Source organism: Natronomonas pharaonis DSM 2160, assembly GCF_000026045.1.
GTDB lineage: Archaea > Halobacteriota > Halobacteria > Halobacteriales > Haloarculaceae > Natronomonas > Natronomonas pharaonis.
Genome location: NC_007426.1, coordinates 2,300,521 through 2,321,613 on the forward strand (window position 1 = coordinate 2,300,521; position 21,093 = coordinate 2,321,613).

Annotated in this window: 22 protein-coding genes and 1 pseudogene; 16 read left to right on the forward strand and 7 right to left on the reverse strand. The window is 61.6% G+C overall.

Going from position 1 to position 21,093, the window contains the following annotated elements; genetic code table 11:
* Positions 1–17 precede the first annotated feature (17 nt).
* The gene (locus tag NP_RS14640) at positions 18–167 is read left to right on the forward strand and encodes a hypothetical protein (protein ID WP_158303766.1); all 150 of its coding nucleotides are present in this window, start codon (positions 18–20) and stop codon (positions 165–167) included.
* 57 nt (positions 168–224) lie between these two features.
* Here the strand turns inward: NP_RS14640 and NP_RS11585 are convergent, their stop codons facing one another.
* From NP_RS11585 to NP_RS11595, 3 genes are all read right to left on the reverse strand, one after another.
* On the reverse strand, positions 225–428 hold the full coding sequence (locus tag NP_RS11585) for a hypothetical protein (RefSeq protein WP_011324055.1): 204 nt from the start codon (positions 426–428) through the stop codon (positions 225–227).
* Between the two features lie 73 nt (positions 429–501).
* Positions 502–1,938, reverse strand: a complete 1,437-nt coding sequence (gene arcD, locus NP_RS11590; RefSeq protein ID WP_011324056.1) for an arginine/ornithine antiporter ArcD — start codon at positions 1,936–1,938, stop codon at positions 502–504.
* Between the two features lie 251 nt (positions 1,939–2,189).
* The gene (locus tag NP_RS11595; protein ID WP_049939699.1) at positions 2,190–2,672 is read right to left on the reverse strand and encodes a TspO/MBR family protein; all 483 of its coding nucleotides are present in this window, start codon (positions 2,670–2,672) and stop codon (positions 2,190–2,192) included.
* Positions 2,673–2,726: 54 nt separating this feature from the next.
* Between NP_RS11595 and NP_RS14995 the strand changes: the two genes are divergently transcribed.
* Together NP_RS14995 and NP_RS11605 are read left to right on the forward strand one after the other, a co-directional pair.
* The gene (locus NP_RS14995) at positions 2,727–3,245 is read left to right on the forward strand and encodes a hypothetical protein (RefSeq protein WP_011324058.1); all 519 of its coding nucleotides are present in this window, start codon (positions 2,727–2,729) and stop codon (positions 3,243–3,245) included.
* On the forward strand, positions 3,238–3,741 hold the full coding sequence (locus NP_RS11605; protein WP_011324059.1) for a metal-dependent hydrolase: 504 nt from the start codon (positions 3,238–3,240) through the stop codon (positions 3,739–3,741). The genes NP_RS14995 and NP_RS11605 overlap by 8 nt, the downstream gene beginning before the upstream one ends.
* Positions 3,742–3,767: 26 nt before the next feature.
* Here NP_RS11605 and NP_RS11610 read toward each other — a convergent pair whose 3' ends face one another.
* Positions 3,768–4,973, reverse strand: a complete 1,206-nt coding sequence (locus tag NP_RS11610) for a DUF6498-containing protein (RefSeq protein ID WP_049939700.1) — start codon at positions 4,971–4,973, stop codon at positions 3,768–3,770.
* Between the two features lie 531 nt (positions 4,974–5,504).
* Between NP_RS11610 and NP_RS15225 the strand changes: the two genes are divergently transcribed.
* Complete coding sequence (locus tag NP_RS15225) at positions 5,505–5,678, forward strand: DUF7317 family protein (RefSeq protein WP_455429674.1); 174 nt, start codon at positions 5,505–5,507, stop codon at positions 5,676–5,678.
* An 83-nt stretch (positions 5,679–5,761) separates the two neighbouring features.
* Positions 5,762–6,268, forward strand: coding sequence for a DedA family protein (locus tag NP_RS11615; RefSeq protein ID WP_011324062.1), 507 nt, complete (start codon positions 5,762–5,764; stop codon positions 6,266–6,268).
* A gap of 100 nt (positions 6,269–6,368) precedes the next feature.
* Here the strand turns inward: NP_RS11615 and NP_RS11620 are convergent, their stop codons facing one another.
* Positions 6,369–6,596 carry a hypothetical protein gene (locus NP_RS11620; RefSeq protein WP_049939702.1) on the reverse strand — a complete coding sequence of 76 codons (228 nt, stop codon included), beginning with the start codon at positions 6,594–6,596 and terminating at the stop codon, positions 6,369–6,371.
* 282 nt (positions 6,597–6,878) lie between these two features.
* On the opposite strand from NP_RS11620, the gene NP_RS11625 reads away from it, so the two are divergent.
* On the forward strand, positions 6,879–7,196 hold the full coding sequence (locus tag NP_RS11625; RefSeq protein WP_011324064.1) for a cupin domain-containing protein: 318 nt from the start codon (positions 6,879–6,881) through the stop codon (positions 7,194–7,196).
* A 23-nt stretch (positions 7,197–7,219) separates the two neighbouring features.
* On the opposite strand, the pseudogene NP_RS11630 reads toward NP_RS11625, so the two are convergent.
* Positions 7,220–7,783 (reverse strand): annotated as a pseudogene (locus tag NP_RS11630) (NAD(P)-dependent oxidoreductase); the annotation flags it as partial.
* Positions 7,784–8,004: 221 nt separating this feature from the next.
* Here NP_RS11630 and NP_RS11635 point away from each other — a divergent pair.
* The 6 genes from NP_RS11635 to NP_RS11660 all read left to right on the forward strand — a co-directional run bounded on the left by NP_RS11635 (position 8,005) and on the right by NP_RS11660 (position 14,681).
* Complete coding sequence (locus NP_RS11635; RefSeq protein WP_011324065.1) at positions 8,005–9,171, forward strand: pyridoxamine 5'-phosphate oxidase family protein; 1,167 nt, start codon at positions 8,005–8,007, stop codon at positions 9,169–9,171.
* A 151-nt stretch (positions 9,172–9,322) separates the two neighbouring features.
* The gene (locus NP_RS11640) at positions 9,323–10,900 is read left to right on the forward strand and encodes an HTTM domain-containing protein (protein ID WP_011324066.1); all 1,578 of its coding nucleotides are present in this window, start codon (positions 9,323–9,325) and stop codon (positions 10,898–10,900) included.
* 186 nt (positions 10,901–11,086) lie between these two features.
* A complete protein-coding gene (locus NP_RS11645) occupies positions 11,087–11,758 on the forward strand; it encodes a metal-dependent transcriptional regulator (protein ID WP_011324067.1) in 672 nt (223 codons plus the stop codon).
* A 63-nt stretch (positions 11,759–11,821) separates the two neighbouring features.
* Positions 11,822–12,844, forward strand: coding sequence for a metal ABC transporter substrate-binding protein (locus tag NP_RS11650; RefSeq protein WP_011324068.1), 1,023 nt, complete (start codon positions 11,822–11,824; stop codon positions 12,842–12,844).
* A gap of 47 nt (positions 12,845–12,891) precedes the next feature.
* On the forward strand, positions 12,892–13,725 hold the full coding sequence (locus NP_RS11655; protein WP_011324069.1) for a metal ABC transporter ATP-binding protein: 834 nt from the start codon (positions 12,892–12,894) through the stop codon (positions 13,723–13,725).
* A 2-nt stretch (positions 13,726–13,727) separates the two neighbouring features.
* Positions 13,728–14,681, forward strand: coding sequence for a metal ABC transporter permease (locus NP_RS11660; protein ID WP_011324070.1), 954 nt, complete (start codon positions 13,728–13,730; stop codon positions 14,679–14,681).
* A gap of 103 nt (positions 14,682–14,784) precedes the next feature.
* Here NP_RS11660 and NP_RS11665 read toward each other — a convergent pair whose 3' ends face one another.
* Positions 14,785–17,745 (reverse strand): BGTF surface domain-containing protein, encoded by a 2,961-nt coding sequence (locus tag NP_RS11665; RefSeq protein ID WP_011324071.1) that lies wholly within the window; start codon positions 17,743–17,745, stop codon positions 14,785–14,787.
* A gap of 379 nt (positions 17,746–18,124) precedes the next feature.
* On the opposite strand from NP_RS11665, the gene NP_RS11670 reads away from it, so the two are divergent.
* From NP_RS11670 to NP_RS11680, 4 genes are all read left to right on the forward strand, one after another.
* On the forward strand, positions 18,125–18,574 hold the full coding sequence (locus NP_RS11670; RefSeq protein WP_011324072.1) for a hypothetical protein: 450 nt from the start codon (positions 18,125–18,127) through the stop codon (positions 18,572–18,574).
* Positions 18,571–19,455 (forward strand): ATP-grasp domain-containing protein, encoded by an 885-nt coding sequence (locus NP_RS11675; protein WP_011324073.1) that lies wholly within the window; start codon positions 18,571–18,573, stop codon positions 19,453–19,455. The genes NP_RS11670 and NP_RS11675 overlap by 4 nt, the downstream gene beginning before the upstream one ends.
* Before the next feature lie 190 nt (positions 19,456–19,645).
* A complete protein-coding gene (locus tag NP_RS14815) occupies positions 19,646–19,786 on the forward strand; it encodes a hypothetical protein (protein ID WP_011324074.1) in 141 nt (46 codons plus the stop codon).
* Complete coding sequence (locus NP_RS11680; RefSeq protein WP_011324075.1) at positions 19,776–21,017, forward strand: RNA-guided endonuclease TnpB family protein; 1,242 nt, start codon at positions 19,776–19,778, stop codon at positions 21,015–21,017. Before NP_RS14815 ends, NP_RS11680 begins: the two co-directional genes overlap by 11 nt.
* Positions 21,018–21,093 lie beyond the last annotated feature (76 nt).

The following is a 21,093-nucleotide window of genomic DNA, read 5'->3' on the forward strand; positions in this document are numbered from 1 at the left end:
TCCCGTTGTCGGCCGCTTTGTGGTTTGTCATTGTCTACCTAGACGTCGTTGCGAAGACGCCGTACGTCTACTTCGTCTGGCGCGACCGAATGGCGTTCGAAGAAGACGACGGCGAGTTCCGCACCGTCGATGATGTCACCAAACAGCCGGTGACGCCGGCCGACTGAGGGCTGCAATCGTCGCGAGGCTGGCGTACCGACGTTTCTGCGCTCCGGAGGCAGCCGTCAGGAGCCCTCAGCGGCGGGGTCGGCACCACCGGATTCCTGTTCGGGTGAGGCGGCCATGGCTGTGTCACCGTCCTCCGGAACGTCCTCGAACTGGTATCCCGGCGGGTCCTCTTCGGGTTCGGAACAGCCAGCGACCACCGTAAACGTCGCAGCGGCCGACGCCGCGATGAGGAACTGTCGTCGAGTGGTATCAGATGCCATGGAGAAAGAAGACAGTGGAGCTATCTGAACCTTTGGGCGGGGGCAGAGAGTGAAAACGGGCCCACAAACGACCTCAGTCAGCGCGGTGGGGGTGTTCGTCCCGGCTGGTCGTCGGCACGCCCCGGCCACTCAGCGCCATCGCAAAGAGCACCAGCGGCGAGAGGAAGCCGAACAAGTAATACGGCGCATACGACAGCGTCGCGACGCCGGTCGCTGAGGCCATGAAGACGCCGCCGGCGTGCCACGGAATCAGGGCACCGGTCGGGGTACCAGCCGCTTCGACGGCCCGCGAGAGTTCGTCGCTATCCAGTCCGAACTCCTCGTAGAGATTCCGGAGCGTCATCCCCGGAAGCACGATGCTCATGTACTGTTGGGCGGTGAGCGCGTTGATGAGAATCGCGGAGACACCGGTTCCAGCGATCAGCCCGCCCGAACTCTGGACGCCCTGCGAGAGATGGTGGGCCAGCACCGCAAGCACACCGGTATGCTCAAGCAACCCGCCCAGCACCAGCGCGGCAACGACGATGGTTATCGTCCAAGCCGACCCCGTGAGACCGCCGGTCGCGAGGAGGTCGTTAACCAGTTCGGACCCGGTTTCGGGGGCGGTCCCCGACATGAAAACCTCCCAAGCGGGGACGAACGCCGCCCCCTGAACCAGTATGGCGGTACAGACGCCGGCGAACGTGCCCACGACGAGCACGGGAAGAGCAGGATAGCCGCGAAGCGCCAGCCCGAACGTAATCGCAAGCGGTGCGAAGACGAACAGCGAGAGATTGTACGTCCCGTCGACGGCGGTCTGAATCTCCGCGATGCGGTCGGCCGGCACAGCGCCGCCAGCCTGCAGCCCGAGGGCGGCGAACCCGAGCACGGCAAGCCCGAACGCGATGGCTGTCCCGGTTCGCATCCGGTAGATGTGGTCATACAGCGAGGTGTTTGTCACCCCGGCGGCGAGGTTCGTCGTATCCGACAGCGGCGACTGCTTGTCGCCGGCGTACGCACCGGAGATGACCGCACCGACAGTCATCGGGCCGGGAACACCGAGTCCCGTCCCGATACCGACGAAGGCGACGCCGAGCGTCCCGACGGTGGTCCACGACGACCCGATTGCAAACGCGACCACGGCGGCGAGAATCGCTGCGACGGGGAGGAACACCCGCGGCGAAAGCAACTCCAGACCGAAATACATCATCGCCGGAATCGTTCCGGCGTCGACCCACGTTGCGATGAGGGCGTAAATCGTGAATATGATGAGAATCGCCTGCAGGCCCATCAAGAGCCCGTTCGAGATGCCTTCATACAGGTCGGGCCACGAATACCCGAGATACTGACCGAACGCGCCGGTGAACACGATACTCCAGAGTAGCGGAACGTGAGGGTCCAACCCGAGCACGGCCGAGCCGACCCCCAAAAAGAGGACGACCGCCAACACCGGAGCGAGCGCCAGCCGGAACGACGGCCGCCGCTCCGGGGCGATGTCGTCGACGGTTTTCGGCGTGAAATCGAGTGCCATCGCTCTCGTTATGCAACTTAATCATAAAAAGTCTATGTTTGATAACCCAAAGGCATGAATGGCGGTATCGCAACCCACGGGCGAGAATACACCGGATGCAGAGAACGGAACAACAGTTCGGACGGCAACGGCCATCAAGTAGTAAGAAGCGATAAGCTAGCCGCTGGGCTGTCTAGCGGCCGACATCGCCGCCGCTGTTGCGACGCCCGCGGCGAAAAACAGACGCCGGGAAGCGATGGAATCTATGGGCCTCACCAAGCGGCGTAGATGGCGTAGTTGAGGACAAACGCGAACGATACCCAACCGAGATACGGCACCAGCAGCGCGGCCGCAAGGCGGCTGACTCGCCCAAAAGCTGCGATAGTAGCCAGGATGGCGACCCAGAGCGCGCCGACCACGACCAGTCCCAAGTCGGGGCGCTGTAGCCCGAAGAACGTCGGCGTCCACGCCAGGTTGAGCACGAACTGTGCGGCGAACGTGCTGAGTGCGACCCGAACCGCCCGTTTGTCAGTTCCTCGCAGCCAGACGATTGCCACTGCCACGCCCATGAGGACAAACAGGAGCGTCCAGACGACCGGAAAGAGCAATTCGGGCGGGTAGAACCACGGACGCTCGAACCAGCCCGTCTCCGAGCCGACACCCACCGCGGGTGCGGACCCGAGGGCGGTTACTCCCAGTACCGCACCGACGCCAACGATAATGTCTCGCCGCGTCAGGTCGTCTCGTCGGAGCACGTTGCAGCAACTCGATGGGGACCATATAATACCTATCGCCGGCGAGTCCCCGTCATGCACCGTCGCGTCGAAGCCGCGTTGCTCGTCGGCGTGTGTCTGCTTGCTGTCGGGCTGTGTGTCGCCTACGGCGCTACCGAGCCCGCGCCGGACCGCCACGACTACCCCGAGGTCGATGACCTCGGCGTCTCGCCGGACCATCCCATCGAGTCGCCGGCATCCATCGGCGGGACGGTCGCCGCAACCGACCCTGTGGTCATCACCGCCAGCGTTGATGGCAACACGGTCGCCTACGTCGTCCGGGATGGCCCCGCGGTGACCGTAGGCCAAGAGCTGTGGGTCTTCGGCCCCGTCGAAGCCGTCGACGGGCCGGTCGACACCGGCGCTGGGACCGACGCTACCGTTGTCGCACAGGTCGACGCCGAGAGAGCGGTCGTACAGGACCCGTGGGAAGTCGGCTACATGTACGCCGTGTCAGCGCTGGCGGTGTTGTGGGTGCTGTTCCGGGCGGTCCGTCACTGGCGGCTCGATACGACGGCGCGGGCTGTCGTCCCGCGGGGTGAGCGCCGTGGCTGAACTGCTAACACACGTGCTAGCTGCCTACATACTCGCGACAGCGCTGTCGTGGCGCTGGCGGTCGCTGACCGCTCCGTATGTCACAGTCGCGATGGCCGGGGCGGTCACGCCCGATTTGAATCGGCTTGCGTTACTCCTGCCGGGCGAGCACGTCGAGGCAACTCTCGGCGTTCCCGTCGATTGGGGAGCCTTCCACACGCTCGGCGGGACGGCCGTCGTCGTGGCTGTCGGGGCGTTGCTCACGCCGGCGCGTCACCGTCGGCTCGTTGCTGCGATGCTCGCTCTCGGGGCGCTTTCACACCACGCGCTCGACATGCTGTTGTTTACTCCCACCGGTCGCTCGTACGCCGTTTTCTGGCCGCTCACCCAATATACGCCGCCGACGCCGGGGCTGTACCTGAGTACCGACCGCTGGCCGGCCCTTGCCGCCGGAGGGCTGGCCGCGGTCGTGTGGCTGCTCGACCGCAGACGAGAGATGGCTGCCGAGGACCGCTAGACAGCGCCGGGAACAGACGACGGCGCTCAGAGCATCGCACGGATGCTATCGGCGTTCCCAACGTACTGGAGCGTTAGCTCCCCGTCCTCGTCTTCGTCCCGCAGCTCCGGCATCTCGATGTCGAACGGCCCGATAGCAATCGTCCCGAATCTGCGGCGTTGCCGATACCTAACGCGGACACTCGCAGCCGAGAACAGCCACGTAATCGGCCCCGAAACGGGCTCACAGCTCCGGATATCAGTAGCCGGGACAAACCGGACGAGCGTGTCGTGGTGGGTGTTGTACACCGCGATTCCCGAGGAGTAAATCCGGTACTCGATGTTCGTATACCGCCGGTGGATGGCCCACACTGCGGCGGCGGTGAAACAGACCGTCGAGAGGACGTAGAGCACGCCCCACAGAAGCTCACCGCGGGAGCCGAGGCCGGCGAGTTCGACGATGAACAGGCCGTAGGTAAAGAAGCCGAGGGTGGCTGCCAACCCGACGCCGACCAGCGATAGCGGCACGTACGCCGCGAGGAGCGGTCGCGATGCCGGTGAGACACACAGCGCTGGCTGGCCGGGGGGCGGCGTCCTGCGGAACCGGTCCGGAAGCGTCGGCGGCGTGATGGTGACGGCGCGCTCGGTCAGGATGTCGAACCCGCTCTTTGCGAGGATGATTCCGACGACGACTGCTGCGAACTGGTCTTCGGAAACGAGCCCGCCATCGGCGAGCATAACGATGCCGGCGAGGAGCCACAGATAGACAGCCGGGCGGAACACCTGAAAGGTCGGCGTGACGCGTTGGGACTCCCGGTCGGTGATAAACCGCCGGAGGGCCATGGCGTGCCCGAAGACCGTCCCGACGGCTGCGAGCAGTACCGTGCCCGCTACCTGCGGCGGGGCGTCCGACCGCAGCAACTGCGCAAGCGTCGCTTCGAGCGGCGTCACCACCGCGACCAGAATGTGTAGCACCCCGGCGATAACGAGCGCATACACCGCAAGCCAGAGCAAATTGAGTCTGAACGCCGGTCCGCCGTCCCACAGCGCGATGTCGTCGGGGAGCCGCCCGTCGCGGGTGGCCTGTGCGAGCAACACCTTTGGGACGTTGAATACGAGTACCACTCCGATTTCGAGCCAGTACAGCAACAACACCAACACCGGGTCCCAGCCGAGTGCGAGCACCCCCGCTAACGGCAGGAGGTTCGCTCCCAGCAGGGCGGCCAGCGGACGGTCACGCGTGGAGGGCTGCATCAGCAGTACGGAGAGATGTTGTACGACGCGTCCTAATACTCCCGGGGTTCGTGGGTCGTGAGGACAGCGCTCGCGGTGCCGATACAGGCCGGGGGAGAAGGGGTGTTTCGTTTCGGAGTTGTCGTTCCACGCGCCGACAAATTGCGCAATCTCAATCGGGAAAGCGCCCATCGGACCGTTATCTGATATTCATTTAGATATATGGGATTTATGCGACTGAATACGCAGTTGTAGGCCTAAACAGCATATATTCGAAAGCTTTAGTATGGATTGGCGTTACACTCGATATATAGTGAGCACGAACAACTCAGCCAACGGGGCCGCCCACAACAGCTACACCCAGAAGGGAAAGCTGTTCTGCACCTCCTGTTCCTACAGCAGTCGCTACGACGGGGGATGGACAACCGTCGAAGCCGACGGCACACTCCACTACCTGTGTCCGTGCTGTGGGACCGAAATCACAACCCGAACAGCGGATACGACGCCGCATTCTCAAACAGCCCGAGTGCCGGCTGTGGGTGGAGAAAAGCGATGACCCGCCACGCTGTTGTTACCGGGCTAGCGATGTACCGGTCCGGAGCTGTGACCCTTGAGGAAGCCGCCGCCTGCGGGGGCACCTCCACGGCGGCCCTCGCTGCCGCCCTGAGGTGCCGTGGTATCGAGCTACGGGACGAAGACGATCTCACCGTTGCCGAAGCCGCATAGAAAATTCCCAGTGAATCTTGCTGCTTGTCGACTGCCTGAAAACGCCGTAATTTTGTTCTTTGCCGAGCAGCGACTACACCTAGATGCTCGAGACGCTTGCTGACGTGATATTATCTGTTCTCCGATACGTCGGGCTCCCTGCTCTATTCGTCTTTTTCATTATGAAAGGGGCGTTCATCGCGAAACCAATTCCCACGACAGTGATTCTGCCGGGCTACGTGCTCGTAGTCTCCGCAGACCGCATCGAGACCGCAACTATCATCCTCGTTTCGACAGTCGGCTTCGTCGCCGGGCAGCTCCTTGTCTACTACCTCGCACGCCGGGAAGGGCTGTCATCAATGCAGTCATCATCGCGAATCCACATCCCGTCCGAACGTATCGACCAAGCCGAACGATGGTTCAAGCGGTACGGTGGCCTCGGCGTGTTCGTGACCAACTTCGTCCCGTATCTTCGAGGGCTGATATTCATTCCAGCGGGTGTAACACGCTATCCAGTGCTTCCGCTCGCGTTTTTCGCGTTCGCCTCGACACTGATATACCATACAGTGATCGTCGCCATCGCCGTGGGAGCAGTGCGGGCGATACTGTGAGCAGTCGCAGCAGCGGTGTGCGTGGCGACGCGCTCCTCGCTCACACACCTGTCAGCGGAGCTGTCGGACGAACGCAACTGCCCCGAATGCTGCAGGACACTCAGGCAGCAAGCGGGTCAACATCGCCGGCGGCGTAGTAAAACGAGTGGCCGGACGGACACTGCGCTTCGTGTACGTCGTAGTCGTCGCTGGGTTCGATTTCGGTGTCTTTGACGAACTTGATTTCCTTGTCAGCCGTTAGCTCAACCACTGAGAAATTGATGTGCGTGTCGCAGATGGGACAGGCGACGACCTGATCCCCCATTTGTTCGGTTCGTTCGATACCCATACGGCCACAATAGATAGCATTTACCATATATCTTTCCACTAGTTTTGATTATTAGGATACGTACGGCAACCCTAACGCAGTATTACTGGACGACGGGCGCTATACATTCCGACCGGCCACTGCTGGCTTCGCAAGCCGACATGAGAGAAACACACATGCCAAAGCCGGGGGGTTCCGCACTGTATTTTCTTTATCCAACATGAGGCGGCGTACACTGTTTTTGTGAGTAATTCGTTGCTGCGGGAGCAACTTGATGTACGTTCAAATCGAACGCAAAAGCGCATGAAACACCTCACCGCCGAAGAGCTGGCAGACCAGAACGTACTCCAAGAAGGCGACATCACGACCGTATTCGACGAAGCGGCGATGGTCGTCGAACAGAGCCGGTATCAAGCTGAAACAGCAGCAGCGGAGAGCCCCCGAACGCACGCGGACGATGAGTTCTACTACATTACCGCCGGAGCGGGGAAGATGCGGGTCGGCGACGAAACCAGCGAGGTGAGCGCGGGGGACGTGGTCTACGTCGACGGAGGCGTCAAGCACGACTTCTTCGATATCGAAGGCGAGCTCAGAACGCTCAAAGTGTTTGCGAGCGCCTGACCCGGTAACGTACGGGGCACCGACTACACGACTCTGTTTTGCAATCCGTCTCCCGACGCGAGCCGCTCGACGTTTTCGGCGAGAATATCAGCGCGGCGTTCGAAATACGCCGGCGTGTGTCCGGCGTTGTGTGGCGTGATGAGAACGTTGGCAAGCCCCCACAGTGGATGGTCCTCGGGAAGCGGTTCGGGGTCGGTTACGTCGAGCACGGCACCCGCAAGCTGGTTCGAGCGAAGGCTGCTCAGGAGTGCGTCGGTGTCGACGACCGGACCGCGGGCGATGTTTATGAGCAGCACATCGGGTGGCATCGTCCGAAGCACCTCGGCATCGATTAGCCCCTCTGTGGTGTCTGTCAGCGGGCAGGCAAGAATGACATAGTCGGCCCCGGTGACGGCCGCGTGGATGTCGTCGAAGCCGACCACCTCGTCGGTCGGGCCGCCCTTCGCCGGGGTGTAGCGAACGCCCGTGGTCTCGACGTCGAACGCCTGTAGCCGGTCAACAATCGCTTCGCCGATAGCACCGAGACCGACGACGGTTGCGTTCGAGCCGGCCAGCTCGCGCGTTTGGTAGCTTCGCCATTCCCGGCGCTCCTATGGCAGCTACATCGGGCAGTGTAAACAGCGTGCCGCTAAGCGCTTGGGCACCCATACCGACGAGCCTCGGGCGAAACTGTCGCTGTACGCGAACATAGCCGATACGTATCATAGAGAAAGCCGCTCTTATAGCCACGAGAGGCCATCAAGCGGCTATTTCCCATTCGATGGGTATCGTCACAACGGACACTGTTTTGCCGTTTGAAGGGCCAGCTATGACGTCGACCGGCCACGAATCCGAGGCGGCTGGGCCAACGCTGTATCTCGAATCGAGCGAGCTTGACCCAACGGAGTCGTTTTGCACAGATGTCTTCGAGAATGCAGCCGACGGCGAGTATCGGGTCGTCCAAGTAACGGCGACACAGTCGTTTGAGTCGGTCCGTGACGCGTTGAACACGCAACTGGAACAGATTAACGACCCATCGGAAGCGGCAGTCATCATCACGACGCCGCAGGCCGAAAAGGAAGCGACTCGGGGGCAGGTCGGTGAGGATACGCCCCTGTATGGGTTCCGGGTGAGCCCGGACGACCTGACGGGCATCTCGATTGCCTTCTCGCAACTCATCGAAAAGTGGGAAGCCGAGGATGCGCCAGTGAAAATCTGTCTGCGCGACATTGAGTCGCTGCTACCCTACCACGACGCTGAGTTGGTCTACCGGTTCCTCAACACCGTGCTTGCGACGCTACAGGGAGCAGGCGCTGATGTCCATGCACATTTCCGCTCCGGGGCAACCGACGACCAGTCGCTGCAGTTGTTCAGGTCGCTGTTCGATACCGTCGTCGACCACGAGGCGTCACCCCTGCAATCGGTGGCTGAAACGGAGCCCGACGCCGAGCAAGCACCGTCAACAGCGTCGGGCGAGGCCACATTGTCCGGAGATGACGAGGACGCAGCCGACAAAGAGACAGCACCGGAGCCTGACTCCGTCTCCAGCGGAGAGATGTCAAACGAAGAAATCGATACCTTCCTCTCCGGAGAGGGGTATGGAACGCTCGCGTTCGGCGGTGACAAGCCGTATGCGATTCCCATGTCCTACGGCTACGATGACAGCGAGCGGGTACTCTACATGCATATGGGATTGTTCGAGGGAAGCGAGAAAGCATCCCGAATCAGAGACCAGACACCGGCATCGCTGGTTGTCACCCGTTATGAACGACCGGATAAGTGGCGGAGCGTCGTTGTCGAGGGAACGGTCTCGAAGCTCTCCAGAGACGAGGTTCGAGAACGGGAGGTTGTGACGGCGTTTGCGAAAAGCGAACTCGCATCGGTCGATATCTTCGTTCCGGACCTTTCGGAGGTCGACTTCGAGTGGTATATGCTCGACCCGGAAACGCTCAGCGGCCGCCGAAGCGTCGGGTCGATGGCCGGTGCCGAGCGCTGAAGCCGCTGGCGTCCACTCCAAGTCCGCCGTGACAGCGTTCGGACAGCGGGTGACGAGACGCCACGAGCAGCGAGGATAACCGACAGGATAATAAATAGTATGTAGATATTATTATCCAGATGCGAAACCGTTCCACATTGGAGCCATCACCGTGAGTCGTTTTCCGTCTCTGCTGTGCCGGTCTGTCGCCCGGGGGCGTGAGTACCTCGTAGACTGTGCTCGCATCGATACTCGGTCGCTGGCTGTCTTCCGAGTCTTCGTCGGCTTGCTGGTCGTTGCCGACGTGTTTCTCCGTGCCCGGAACTTTTCGTTCTATTACACCGACAGCGGTGTCGTTACCCAAGCACTCGCTCAAGCCGACACCCACGAGTACGCGGTGTCAGTCTACTATCTCACATCCGACACCACCCTCATCGCCGCGTTACTTGCACTGCAAGTCTTCATCGCGCTTGCGCTCGTTGTCGGCTACCGGACCCGGACCGCAACAGCACTGACCTTCCTGTTTGTCATCTCGCTTGACCACCACAACCCGTTCGTGCTTAGCTACGCCGACACGCTGTTTCGCCTGCTGTTGTTTTGGGCACCCTTTCTCCCGCTCGGCGAGCGGTGGGCCGTCGATGCGGTCCATGCTGCCCGGACGCCCCGGCAGTCAGTGGTGGGCGCAGCCACGTTCTTGGCGCTCGCCCAGATGGTCTTCATGTACTTGCTGAACGGTATCCACAAGACCGAGTCGGAGGCATGGCAAAGTGGCGAGGCGACGCCGCTGATTTTCGGCATCGACGAAATGACCTTCCTGCTCGGTGAGTTCTTGGGTGCGTTCCCGACGCTGTTGACCTACGGCGGATTGCTCTGGTTCTATATGCTGCTGGGGTCGTGGCTGTTGTTCTTTTTGCGAGGGCGGCTCCGTCTCCCGCTTGTCGCGCTGTTTGTCGGCGGCCACCTCTCGTTTGCGCTCACCGTCCGCATCGGCGCGTTCGCCTACGTAGCTCTCGCCGGGCTCGTTTTCTTCCTCCAGACTCCGTTCTGGCGGGACGCCGGCCGGCTTCTTCGTCGGCTGGGCATCGATACTGCCGGTGTCGTGCCGCGAGACCGGCTCTATCGGTTTGCCGATACGCTGCCTGCGTTGCGGCTCCTTTCGGGCCGCTATGCAGTCATACGGACCGGCGCATACAACGCTGCGCTTGCGGCTGTGCTGGTTGCGCTAGCGCTCGTTTGTGCGGTCTTCCTGTTCAACGCCGGCGCCATCGTAGACGACGGATACGAACAGAGTCGACTCAACCACGAGGTCGAGCACACGACCGGTGGGGAGTACGTCCACACGGTTGCAGCGGGACTCGGCATCAGACAGCCTGAATGGAGCGTCTTCGCCCCACACCCCCGAACAAACGACCGATACTACGTCTTTGGCGCAAAGACCGTCGACGGACAAGAGCGTGACGTCTACAACGACCGCGCGTTCACTTGGGACCGGCCCGAGCCGCTTCAGGAGCAACACGACACCTACCGCGAGCGGTTCTTTATGAACAGCGTCAGACGCGCAGGGGACGATGCCGAACTACCCGGGCGGTTCGGCGAGCACATCTGCACCGTCTACGAAGAACAGTACGGAATCGAACTCACCCACATCAGCATGTTCGAAGTCACGGAGGATATCACTCTGGAGACGATTACCGACACCGACAGCCGAGAGGACGACCGCGAGCATTTCTACAGACATGACTGTGACTGACACCTCGCAGCGCCAGCGCCGTTGGCAGCAACGACGGTCACGCAAGCGGCTCGCTCAGTTCGCAAACAGGGCCTGCGTGAACGCCACCCGGCTGCAAAAGTGGACGGTTGGCGAATATTTAGACTACTCTAACCATATCTTTCCTTGGCGCAAACTTATTGTTTTGTAGCACATCCGCTTCAGGTGATGGATGCGTCTCCGGTCGTCGAAGAGTACGTCAAGCAACTACACCGGCTCGAAGCGGAACACGGCCGCCGAATCCGGACGACAGAGCTCGCAGAGGCTGTCGACCGGACGAAGGCGTCGACGACGAGCATGGTCCAGAAGCTCGACGAGCGAGGGCTCGTCGAACACGAAGAGTACGGCGGCACCGCCCTGACGCCGACCGGTGAGGCGGTCGCAGACCGACTGGTCCGGAAACACCGGCTTCTGGAGACGTTTCTCGTCGAACAGCTTGATTTACCGGAAGCGGTGGCCCACGATGAGGCCGACCGGCTCGAACACCACGTCAGCGACGGCGTCACAGACCGACTCGCAGAACTCCTTGGCGCTCCCGGCGGACCAGCGTGGGACAGCCGGGCGGTGTATCCGGCCGCAGCGTCCGCAAAGCGGCTGACAAGCGGCGAGCCCGGTGAGTCGCTCGTCGTAGAGGCTGTCCCCCACCGCCAGCCCAAGGCCCGCTCGTATCTGCTCGAACGTGGTGTCAAGCCGGGAGCCGTCATCGAAGTCGACGAGGTCGGCCCTGCCGGCCTCGTGACAGTCACCGATGCTGCGGGCGACCGCTCCGTTCCGGTTCCAGGCCGCCTTGCTCGGTACGTCGGTGTCCGACCGCCGCCGGGGGTAGACCGCAATGATTAGACACGGCTAAACTATAGTTTAGCTTAGTAAAATACTTCAACCTGCTCAGAAAACGTACTGGTGATGAGTTCCCATCCGCGACAGAACGAATCGAAGGGTGTCTCGCGTCGTACATTCGCGTTGCTTGCGGGAAGCGCCGTCACTGCCGGGCTTGCGGGGTGTACTGACGACCCCATGGAGAACGGTGACGCGCCGGCGACAAACGGCGGCGACGACCCGTCAGATCTCGATGTCGATGACCGCACCGTCGTCGCATCGATGCCCGCGCTGTGGGATTTCACTCGGCAGGTCGCCGGTGACGGCGACGACACAGTCCAGCCAATCGACATCGTCCCGGTCGGCGAACACGGCCACGACTGGAACCCCGAGCCCGCGACCGTCGAAGATGTCGACCACGCCGGCGCGTTCGTCTACATGCGTGATTTCGCCGCGTGGCAGGACGATGCCGCAGCAGCGCTCGAAGACGACGGCGGTACCGTAGTCATCGACGCCTCTGCCGGCATCGACTTCTTCGATAGCCCGGCCGAAGACAACGACGAACACTGGTGGATGGACCCCGTCTACGCACAGGAGGGTGTCAGCAACATCGCCGACGGGCTGGCTGAGATGGACCCCGACAACGCGGACTACTACCGGGACAACGCCGCGGCATTTACTGACGAACTCCAAGCGCTCCACGAGGACTTCCAGGATATCGTCGACCGAGCCGAACTCACTTCCATCGTGGTCGCGACCCACGACTCCTTCCAGTGGTGGAACCGCCAGTACGGCATCGACGTCCACTCTCCCGTCGGTACGTCGCCGGACGACGCTGCGACGCCGCAGGACGTCCAAGAAATCGAGGAGCTAATGGAAGACGAGGGTATCGAGCACGTCCTCTACGACGTTGGCGAGCCGGCACAGCTCGCCGAATCGCTGGCCGCCGAAACGGATGCAGACATTCTGCCGCTCACGCCCGTTGAAACGCAAATCGACGGCGCGCCGGAGCTGGATACCGGTATCGAGATGGAGCCGGACTGGGGCTACCTCGAACACTTCTACGAGATCAACCTGCCGTCGCTCGAAACCGCACTGCACGCCGAGTAACCTCGTATCGAACCCGAAGACAACTAACCGTCCCACCGAAGTAAACGATGCCCAACATACTCACGAACGGACGCTCGGCTAACGGGGCCGAGGACAGACGCACAGACAACACGACCAGCGACGAACGCTCGACGGCCGCCGTCAGCGTCGAAAACGTCAGCTTCGCCTACGACGACCAGTCGGTCCTACAGGACATCTCGATGGAGGTCTCTAAGGGAGATTTTCTGGGTCTTGTCGGCCCGAACGGCTCCGGGAAGACGACGCTCCTGAAGATTATGCTCGGCCTTCAGACTCCCGATTCGGGGTCGGTCGAGCTGTTCGGCACGCCGGCATCGGAGTTTTCGGCGGGGACGCGGCTGGGCTATGTGTCACAGCACTCGACGGACGCGGACTCGATGATGCCGGTCACCGTCCGCGAGGTCGTCGAGATGGGCCGGTACCCCCACGCCGGCCTCGACCGACTGACACAGACCGACCACGACATCATCGACGACGCCATCGAGCGGGTCGAGATGGAATCCTACGCCGACCGGCGCATCAGCAACCTCTCCGGTGGCCAGCGCCAGCGAGCCTACATCGCCCGCGCGCTCGCCTCCGAGGCCGATCTGCTCGCACTCGACGAGCCGACAGTCGGCGTCGATGCGGATGTCGTCGACCAGTTCTACGAGCTTCTGACGGAACTCAACAACAACGGAATCACTATCATGCTCATCGAGCACGACATCGAGACGGTGAGTGAGTACGCTGACACGATGGCGTGTCTCGATGGCGAGCTCTACGAGCACACGACGACGAGTGAGTTCCTCGAAAGCGGTGCACTCGAACAAGCGTTCAGTTCTGCACGGGCAGTAAGCTCCAGACCCGTCGCAGGGGGCGATTAGCCGTGGCCGTTGGGAACATCCGGAATCGCGAATACAGCACGCGAGCACTCAGTATTCCCGTCCTCTTGGTCGCGTTTGCGGTGTTCATCGTCTGGCTGTTCCCGCCGCTCTTCGAGCGCTTCTGGGGTGTGATGGAGGTCATCTTCAACGACCATTGGCTGGTTTCGAGTTCGTTCCTCCAGCACGGCTTCACCGCCGGTGTCCTCATCGGCTTTACTGCCCCGGTTGTCGGCTCGTATCTCGTCAACCGACAGATGGCGCTCATCGGCGAGGCCTTGGCACACACCGCCTTCGGTGGCGTCGCCATCGGGCTGTTCGTCGGCGCAGCGGTTCCCGACCTCAACTACCCGCTCGTGTGGGCGCTCGTCGTCGCCACGATAGCCGCACTCGGCATGCAGTACGTCGCTGTCAAAACGGACGGCTATGCCGATATCCCGATCGCCATCATGCTGACCGGCGGTTTCGCGGTCGGTATCGCCGTCATCTCCTACGGTGTTGTCTTCAGCGCGACCGTCGAGAGCTACCTCTTCGGCGACATCCTGTTCGTCCCGTTCGAAAACGTCCAGCTGATGGTCGGGCTCACGCTGCTTGTGGGACTTGTTGTCGGACTCACACACAAACAGCTGAAGTTCATCACCTTCGACCGTGAGGCGGCACGGCTCGCCAGAATCAACGTCTGGTTCTACGATACGCTGCTTATCGTGCTAACGGCGCTCGTGGTCGTCGCGGCGATGCAGATACTCGGCGCGATTCTCGTGGCTGGAATGCTCGTCATCCCCGTCGCAGCGGCGATGCAGGTGACAGGCAGCTTCAACCGCGGGATGCTCATGTCGGTCGGCTTCGGACAGGTCGCCGTCATCGGTGGGATCCTCAGCTCCTATTATCTGGGCATCGCCACCGGGCCGATGATCATCATCGTCGCCATCCTCATCTACATCGGCGCGGTTCTCAGCTAACAGCCTAGATACGGAGAACCACAAGCGCGTGGTGTTCTTGCACCGGCAAAAATGAATGAACGCCCTGCGCCCGAAGGGCGCAGTCAGTCGTCAGCCGCGTCGGTCAGTTTCTGTCAGCACGCCGTCGAGTCGCGAGCAGCGCCGCACCGAGCAGCGCGATGAGCGCGATGACAGCGCCGAAGCCGGCCTGGTCGTCAGGCTCGGGTGTTTCTTCGGGCGTGTCGTCAGGCGTCGCTTCAGGTGTCTCTTCGGGCGTGTCGTCCGGGGTCTCCTCCGGTGTCTCTTCCGGCGTCTCTTCCGGCGTCTCCTCGACCGCTTCGAGTTCGCCGAAGATACCGTTCTGTTGGACGACCGTGCTCCCGCGGACGCGGAAGCCAACGCGGGCTTGGTCGCCTTCGTCACGGTTGCTGAAGTTGATCGTCGCTTCGAAGGAGCCGTCCTCTTCGATGTCGACGCTCTGTGTTTCGAGGAAGCTGGCGGTGTCACCGCGCTGCTGGACGCGAACGGAGGCACTCGACCCGGGCGCGATGTTGGTCGTGCCGGAGATGGTTGCCTCGTCGCTGGGTTCGATGACGACGAGGCCGTCCTCAACGTTGTCGAACTGTGCGCTGCCAGTCGCGAAGGTGAACGTCGCCGACGTCACGGCGTTCTCACCGGGGCGGAAGTACGGGTAGGCTTCGTCGCCGACATCGCCGTCAGCGCCGCCTGTCGGGCCGAGTTCGTCGATGTCTTGGCCTTCCAGCGAATTGTAGCCGAGGTTATTCTCGTCGGCTGTATCCTCGATGTCGTCGGCATCGAGGAACGTGAACCGGTCGCTGTCGTCGGTTTCGTACTCCAGCGAGACCTCGAACTCCGCACCGTCGCGGAGGCTGCGGTCGAACGGCTCGGCGTCCGTGTCGACGACGATGTACAGCTCTCCAGCCTCGTTGTCGGCAAGGATGAAGACGTTGCCGGGACGGGCGTCTCGGAGGTCAAGCTCGTTGGCGTCCTGGTTGCCAATCGGGTCGACATCCTCGAAGGTAAAGGAAATACCTTCACCAGTCAAATCGGAGTCGTCGTCGGCCGCTTGGTCAACGGCGAGTTGGTAGAGCGTGTGGGCGCTGAAGCCCTCCTCTTCATCAGGGATGACGGGGTCGAAGTCGCCTTCGAGTTCGACGAGCATCCCGAAGATGCCCGATGCCTCGATTTGGGCAACGAGGAGGTCATCAATCGCGATTTCGTCACGCTCGGTCAGCGGGCTGTCGTTGATGAGTTCCTCGATGGTATCTTTGTCGTCAGCGTTTTCTTCGGGACCGGTCCAGATGACCGTGTCACCAAGTGACGGACGCTGCAGGTCCAGCGTCGCAAAGCCGTCCTCGTCTTCGACATCTGAGACGCCGTTCTCAGCGATGAACTCGCTGGATGCGGTCGCGACGAGGTCGTAATCGGTCGCCTGCAGCGGCCGGACAATCTGTGTCGTCGGGTGGTCGTCATCGTTGCTAATCAGGTCGAGTTCTTCGAGGTACTCCTGGAAGTTGACCCGGTCGCCGTCATCCGTGTCGTCATCGTCGTAGAATCGGGGGACGATTTCCCAGTTGTTGCTTTCGGCGAGTTTCGTGTAGGGGAACTCACCGGATTCAATGTCGTCGAATTTCTCGCCCTCGATTTCCGGGCCCTCTTCATTCGCAAGTCCGATGAGACTCTCGACGATGTCGTCGTCGGAGTAGAGCATCGAACTGGAGTCAGCGCCGGTGCCCATCATCCGGGTGTTGAGCCAGAATTCGACACTGCCGCTGTCGCTGTCGTCTTCGACGTAGATGATGTCGACGAAGCCGGCGTCCTCACTGCCGAACTGGAGGAGGGCTTCGTCGGTGTCTTCGAGTTCAAGTTCGACGTGGACGATGTCACCGGCGGTCTGGGTGTAGACACCCTGACTGAAGTCGATGCTGACGTCCTCGTCGTCGACGGTTGCGCTCGCGGTAGCTTCGGCTTCGGTGTCGTGGACCTCGAAGTCGAAGTCATACGTGCCGTCGTCGATGCCGAAGAAGCTCACGTCCTCGGCGGTGTCGCGAATCTGGTAGAGCAGAATTTGCTCGTCGGCGTCGTCAACGCCGTCCTCGTAGAGAACGACGTTCCAGCTACCGACCGGATTGACGTTCCCGCCAACCTCGCCGAGGTCGTAGTTGGCGTCACCGTCAACGCCGACACGGAGTTGCGCTTCCATGTCGTAGCCGACGTCGCCAAGCTCGTTTTGAGCGTTCTGAATGAAGTCGAACGGATTGTCGAACTCGGCTTCGTTGCCGTCATCGTCGGTAACGTCGACGCCGTCTTCGTCGTCGTTGAGCTCGACAGTGCTGATGTTTTCGAAGTTCTCGAAGCTGTCGAGTTCGTTCCAAGTGAAGATGTTGAACAGTTCCTCGTCGTCGAGGTCGCCGTCAGCGCTCACGTTGAGCGAGTAGGTCCCACGGCGGGAGTCGATGTCGAGTTCGACCGTGCTGTCGCCCCAGTCATCGCTGAGAGCCGGGAGGTCGTCTTCGTCGAACTCAACGTCAAGGCTCTGGATGGTTGTCTCAAACGTGTCCTCTTCAGCCGGGCTAGGTGGTAAATTCCCACCACGGAGGAAGTAGTCGTCAGCATCGAGGTTGTCGGTGCCTATCTTGACTACGTAGAGACCAGCGTCAAGCAGATCATCAAGATTGGCTTCGCTCGTGCTGTCGCTATTACCGATTGTGGTGTTAAGGAAGTCTTCTGCGCCACCGGAGAAATCACTGCGGAATTCCTCAATGTCTCCGTATATATCACCGCTACTGATTTCTCTTTCAAACGAGCTGGAGTCGACGCTGCCGCCCTCAAACGAGTCGACACTACGGAGCTCGTAGCCATCTGTTTGGTTGATGTCGTCACCAAAGACGAAGACATCTTGTCCTTGCCAGACGACAGAACCTTGGTTTGCATACTCAACGTTTGCGTCAGGAGTGTTCGCAGCCGCACTTCCCGCAAGCGCCGCTGTTCCGGCAAAGAGCCAGAAGAACATCAGCGATGCCAGGAAGATGGCCCGCAGTTTATGATTGGGTTTTCGTGTCATGTTTGGTTTCGTTTCGTTGGTGCCGCCGAACCTGCCTCCAACCGCAGCACAACAGCGAACCGACGGTGGCTGCCACCGCCGCGGCCGTACTTGGGTCCGACGACATGGGTAGGGGCACCCCGAATAGAACCCGGGGGTAGATATATGCTTTCTGGGCAGAATCGGCCGTGTTAGCACTCAGCTAACCGAAATAGAGGAAATACGGGGGACCGAATAGCGTCACGCGCTCGCAGGCGAGAGCACAGATTCGATAGTCGCAGGCCACCGTCAGCTACCGGGACGGCGGGCGCTCCAGCGGTGGCGCGGCGTCGTACGCGGCAGCCCCCTCGCTGGAGCGGAAGAAACAAGCGTTAATCCACCAGCCGGACTACCGCCGTCTATGATCTCCCGGCGTGAGTTCGTCGCTTCCGTCACCGCTACGGGTGCTGTTGTCGTCGCCGGTTGCGGCACCGACGAAGACGCGGCTCCCGAGGAGACGCCCGCCCCGAACGACCTCGGCATCGAGCTGCTCGACCACACCTTCCGGCGCACCGCCGGCGGCGGCATCGAAATCGAGCTCACCCTCGAAAACCGCGCCGACGAGGAGCGGTCCGTCGACATCACCGTACAGGTTTACGACGACGAGACGCTGCTCGACGAGACGCTGGTGCGGATGACGACGCCGGCCGGCGAGCAGAACACGTCCTCGAGTGTGCTGGTCGACCTTGCTGCCGTCGAGGCTGTCACCCACTACGTGCTGTCCGTTCGCCGTGACCCGTTCGTCGACCCCGAGGAGGCCCCGCTTCGTGAGGCGTTCGACGGCGACCGACTCCGGGAGGCGCTCGAATGACCGACGACTCGCCCGCCGTCGCGCTCCTGACCGGCCGTGACCATCCCGACCTGACCGAGGACGGGCGGGCGCTCGCTGACGAACTCAAGCGCCGTGGCATCCATGCCGAGCCGGTCGTCTGGTCGACGGCGGACGTCGACCGCCTCGGCGACTACGATGCCGCCCTGATTCGGGCTTGCTGGGATTACCACACCGACCTCGATGGGTTCCTGTCGTTCCTTGAGGCGCTGTCTGCGTCGGCGGTCGCTGTCTACAACCCGCTGGCTGTCGTCCGGTGGAACGCCCACAAATCCTACTATCAGGACCTCGCAGCCGCCGGGCTCCCGGTACCGCCGTCGGTGTGTCTTGACGCCGGTACTGACACATCGCTCGAAGGAATTCTCGAAGCACACGGGTGGGCCGAAGCCGTCGTGAAACCGGCTGTCGGTGCGGGGTCGGAGGGCGTCTGGCGGACAACGCTCGAAACCGCCGCCGCCGACCAACAGCGGTTTGTGGCCGCCTGTGCCGACAGCGATGTCGTCGTCCAGCAGTACCGCCCGGAAATCAAACACGGCGAGCGCTCTCTCGTGTTCGTCGACGGCGAGTACAGCCACGCCTGGAACGACCCGACGAAACCGGATGACTTCAGCGATTTCGAGCCCCCGGCGTTCGGCTACGAGCCGGACGACAAGACGCGGGAGACCGCCCGGGCGGTGCTCGACGTCGCCTGCGAACAGGCCGGGTATACACCGGCGGACCTCCCCTACGCCCGCGTCGACTACGTCGACAGCGACGATGGTCTGCTCGTGCTGGAGGTCGAACTCATCGAACCGAACCTCGGACTCGTCGGCGCAGGAGCGGTCGAACGGCTGGCCGAGGCGGTTGCCAAGCGGCTATCGTAACTCGAAGCCCGACGACGGAACGCACCGGCCACGACCGCAGCCGCGGCGGCGGCCATCTTGATTCAGCGAGGGAATCCCGGCGTTTACGCCGGGAGGGAATCGCGTAAGCTCCGGGCGACAACCGCCGGGACTGACGCCTGATTGAATACCAGACGTAAGAGTTTAGTTACATGGATGCTTACATAGCTCTGTGCGAACCGACGTAGACATGGAGCGGGATGGCGACCTCCACGAACGGGTTAAAGAGTATGCCCGTGAGAACGGTATCCGCCACCCGCGAGCATACCGCGAGCTAATCGAAAAGGGATTAGAAGCCACTGATGCCGACTAAGACGCTCGAAGCGACACTCGCGCCGCCGACAGCTCACAAAGAGCGAAAGCTACAGCAACTCCACGACCTGTATCACGAGGGGCTGCACGAAGCGTTCGAGGCTGGCGCTGATACGCAGTCGGCAGTCAACGACATTGTGACGCCCTACGACCTGCCGTATCAGGTCAAAGACGCACTCAAAAACTACGTGCCGTCGTTGGACGATGCACAGGAATTGAGTGACGACCACCCGACACGGATGGTCAACCGTGCCGCCAGCTTCGACTACTCAGAGGAGCGAACACACAGTTACGTGTGGGAAGTCCCGCAACCCGGACGTGGGACGAATTTCTGGGTACCGCTTCGCATCAATCCTGAACAGGAGCAACTGTGGGCCGACCTACTGGACGGGAACGTGTCGCCCGGTCAACTCCAACTGATACAGAATCGCACATCATGGAAGCTACACGTCGCCGTCGAGTATTCCGTCGAGGACGCCGACTACGATACCGACAGCGACGACGTGACGCACATCGGTCTGGACATTGGTGAATCGTCGCTTATCATGGGCTGTGCCCTCAGAGACGGTTCACCGACCCGCCCGCTTGTGTGTGACGGGAGCCGTGCGAAGCATCTCCGCAAAGAGATGCACACCACCCTCAAACGCCTGCAAGAGCGTGACGCCGCCGAGTGGCGCATAGACGAGCGATTCGACCACTACCAGAACGCCCTCACGGATATTGTCGAGAAGGCGTCTCGGCAGGCTGTCGAGTACGCCCGTGGATTCGAGAAGCCGGTGCTGGTGATGGAGGATCTGACGTACATCCGCGAATCGTTGGACTGCGGCAAATTCATGAACCGGCGACTCCACGCATGGGCGTTCGCTCGGTTACAGGACCGAATTGAGGACAAAGCGCGAGCCGCTGGTATCCCGGTCGAATACGTGAACGCCGCATACACCTCGCAAACGTGCCACGAGTGCGGTCACATCGGCTATCGAGACAGTGGCGGAGCGTTCCACTGTACGAACGACGGGTGCCACATCACGACGTTTGAGGGTGATATAAACGGCGCTATCAATATCGCACAGCGGGCAGACCCGTGGGGAGAGAGCGTGCCGCTGAAACCGGCAGGCAATGACTCGCCTCGGGATGGGAGTGCCTGTGACAGCACCACGACCCACACCGAACAGAGCCAATCAGAGCAGATGACGCTCGGTGAGGTCGGGTCGAAACCCACTGCCAGTAATTAGCTGGTATTCCCACGCAGGGAAGCCGCGCCGTTCACGGCGCGGAGGATGTCACTAGCAAAAAGAACGACCGCGGACG

Excerpts from the sequence above, each read along its gene's own strand:
- NP_RS11585 (WP_011324055.1), bottom strand. The coding sequence starts at position 428 with ATGGCATCTGATACCACTCGACGACAGTTCCTCATCGCGGCGTCGGCC.
- arcD (WP_011324056.1), bottom strand. The coding sequence starts at position 1,938 with ATGGCACTCGATTTCACGCCGAAAACCGTCGACGACATCGCCCCGGAG.
- NP_RS14995 (WP_011324058.1), top strand. The coding sequence starts at position 2,727 with ATGCACCGTCGCGTCGAAGCCGCGTTGCTCGTCGGCGTGTGTCTGCTT.
- NP_RS11610 (WP_049939700.1), bottom strand. The coding sequence starts at position 4,973 with ATGCAGCCCTCCACGCGTGACCGTCCGCTGGCCGCCCTGCTGGGAGCG.
- NP_RS15225 (WP_455429674.1), top strand. The coding sequence starts at position 5,505 with ATGACCCGCCACGCTGTTGTTACCGGGCTAGCGATGTACCGGTCCGGA.
- NP_RS11615 (WP_011324062.1), top strand. The coding sequence starts at position 5,762 with ATGCTCGAGACGCTTGCTGACGTGATATTATCTGTTCTCCGATACGTC.
- NP_RS11620 (WP_049939702.1), bottom strand. The coding sequence starts at position 6,596 with ATGGGTATCGAACGAACCGAACAAATGGGGGATCAGGTCGTCGCCTGT.
- NP_RS11625 (WP_011324064.1), top strand. The coding sequence starts at position 6,879 with ATGAAACACCTCACCGCCGAAGAGCTGGCAGACCAGAACGTACTCCAA.
- NP_RS11635 (WP_011324065.1), top strand. The coding sequence starts at position 8,005 with ATGACGTCGACCGGCCACGAATCCGAGGCGGCTGGGCCAACGCTGTAT.
- NP_RS11645 (WP_011324067.1), top strand. The coding sequence starts at position 11,087 with ATGGATGCGTCTCCGGTCGTCGAAGAGTACGTCAAGCAACTACACCGG.
- NP_RS11650 (WP_011324068.1), top strand. The coding sequence starts at position 11,822 with ATGAGTTCCCATCCGCGACAGAACGAATCGAAGGGTGTCTCGCGTCGT.
- NP_RS11655 (WP_011324069.1), top strand. The coding sequence starts at position 12,892 with ATGCCCAACATACTCACGAACGGACGCTCGGCTAACGGGGCCGAGGAC.
- NP_RS11665 (WP_011324071.1), bottom strand. The coding sequence starts at position 17,745 with ATGACACGAAAACCCAATCATAAACTGCGGGCCATCTTCCTGGCATCG.
- NP_RS11670 (WP_011324072.1), top strand. The coding sequence starts at position 18,125 with ATGATCTCCCGGCGTGAGTTCGTCGCTTCCGTCACCGCTACGGGTGCT.
- NP_RS11675 (WP_011324073.1), top strand. The coding sequence starts at position 18,571 with ATGACCGACGACTCGCCCGCCGTCGCGCTCCTGACCGGCCGTGACCAT.
- NP_RS11680 (WP_011324075.1), top strand. The coding sequence starts at position 19,776 with ATGCCGACTAAGACGCTCGAAGCGACACTCGCGCCGCCGACAGCTCAC.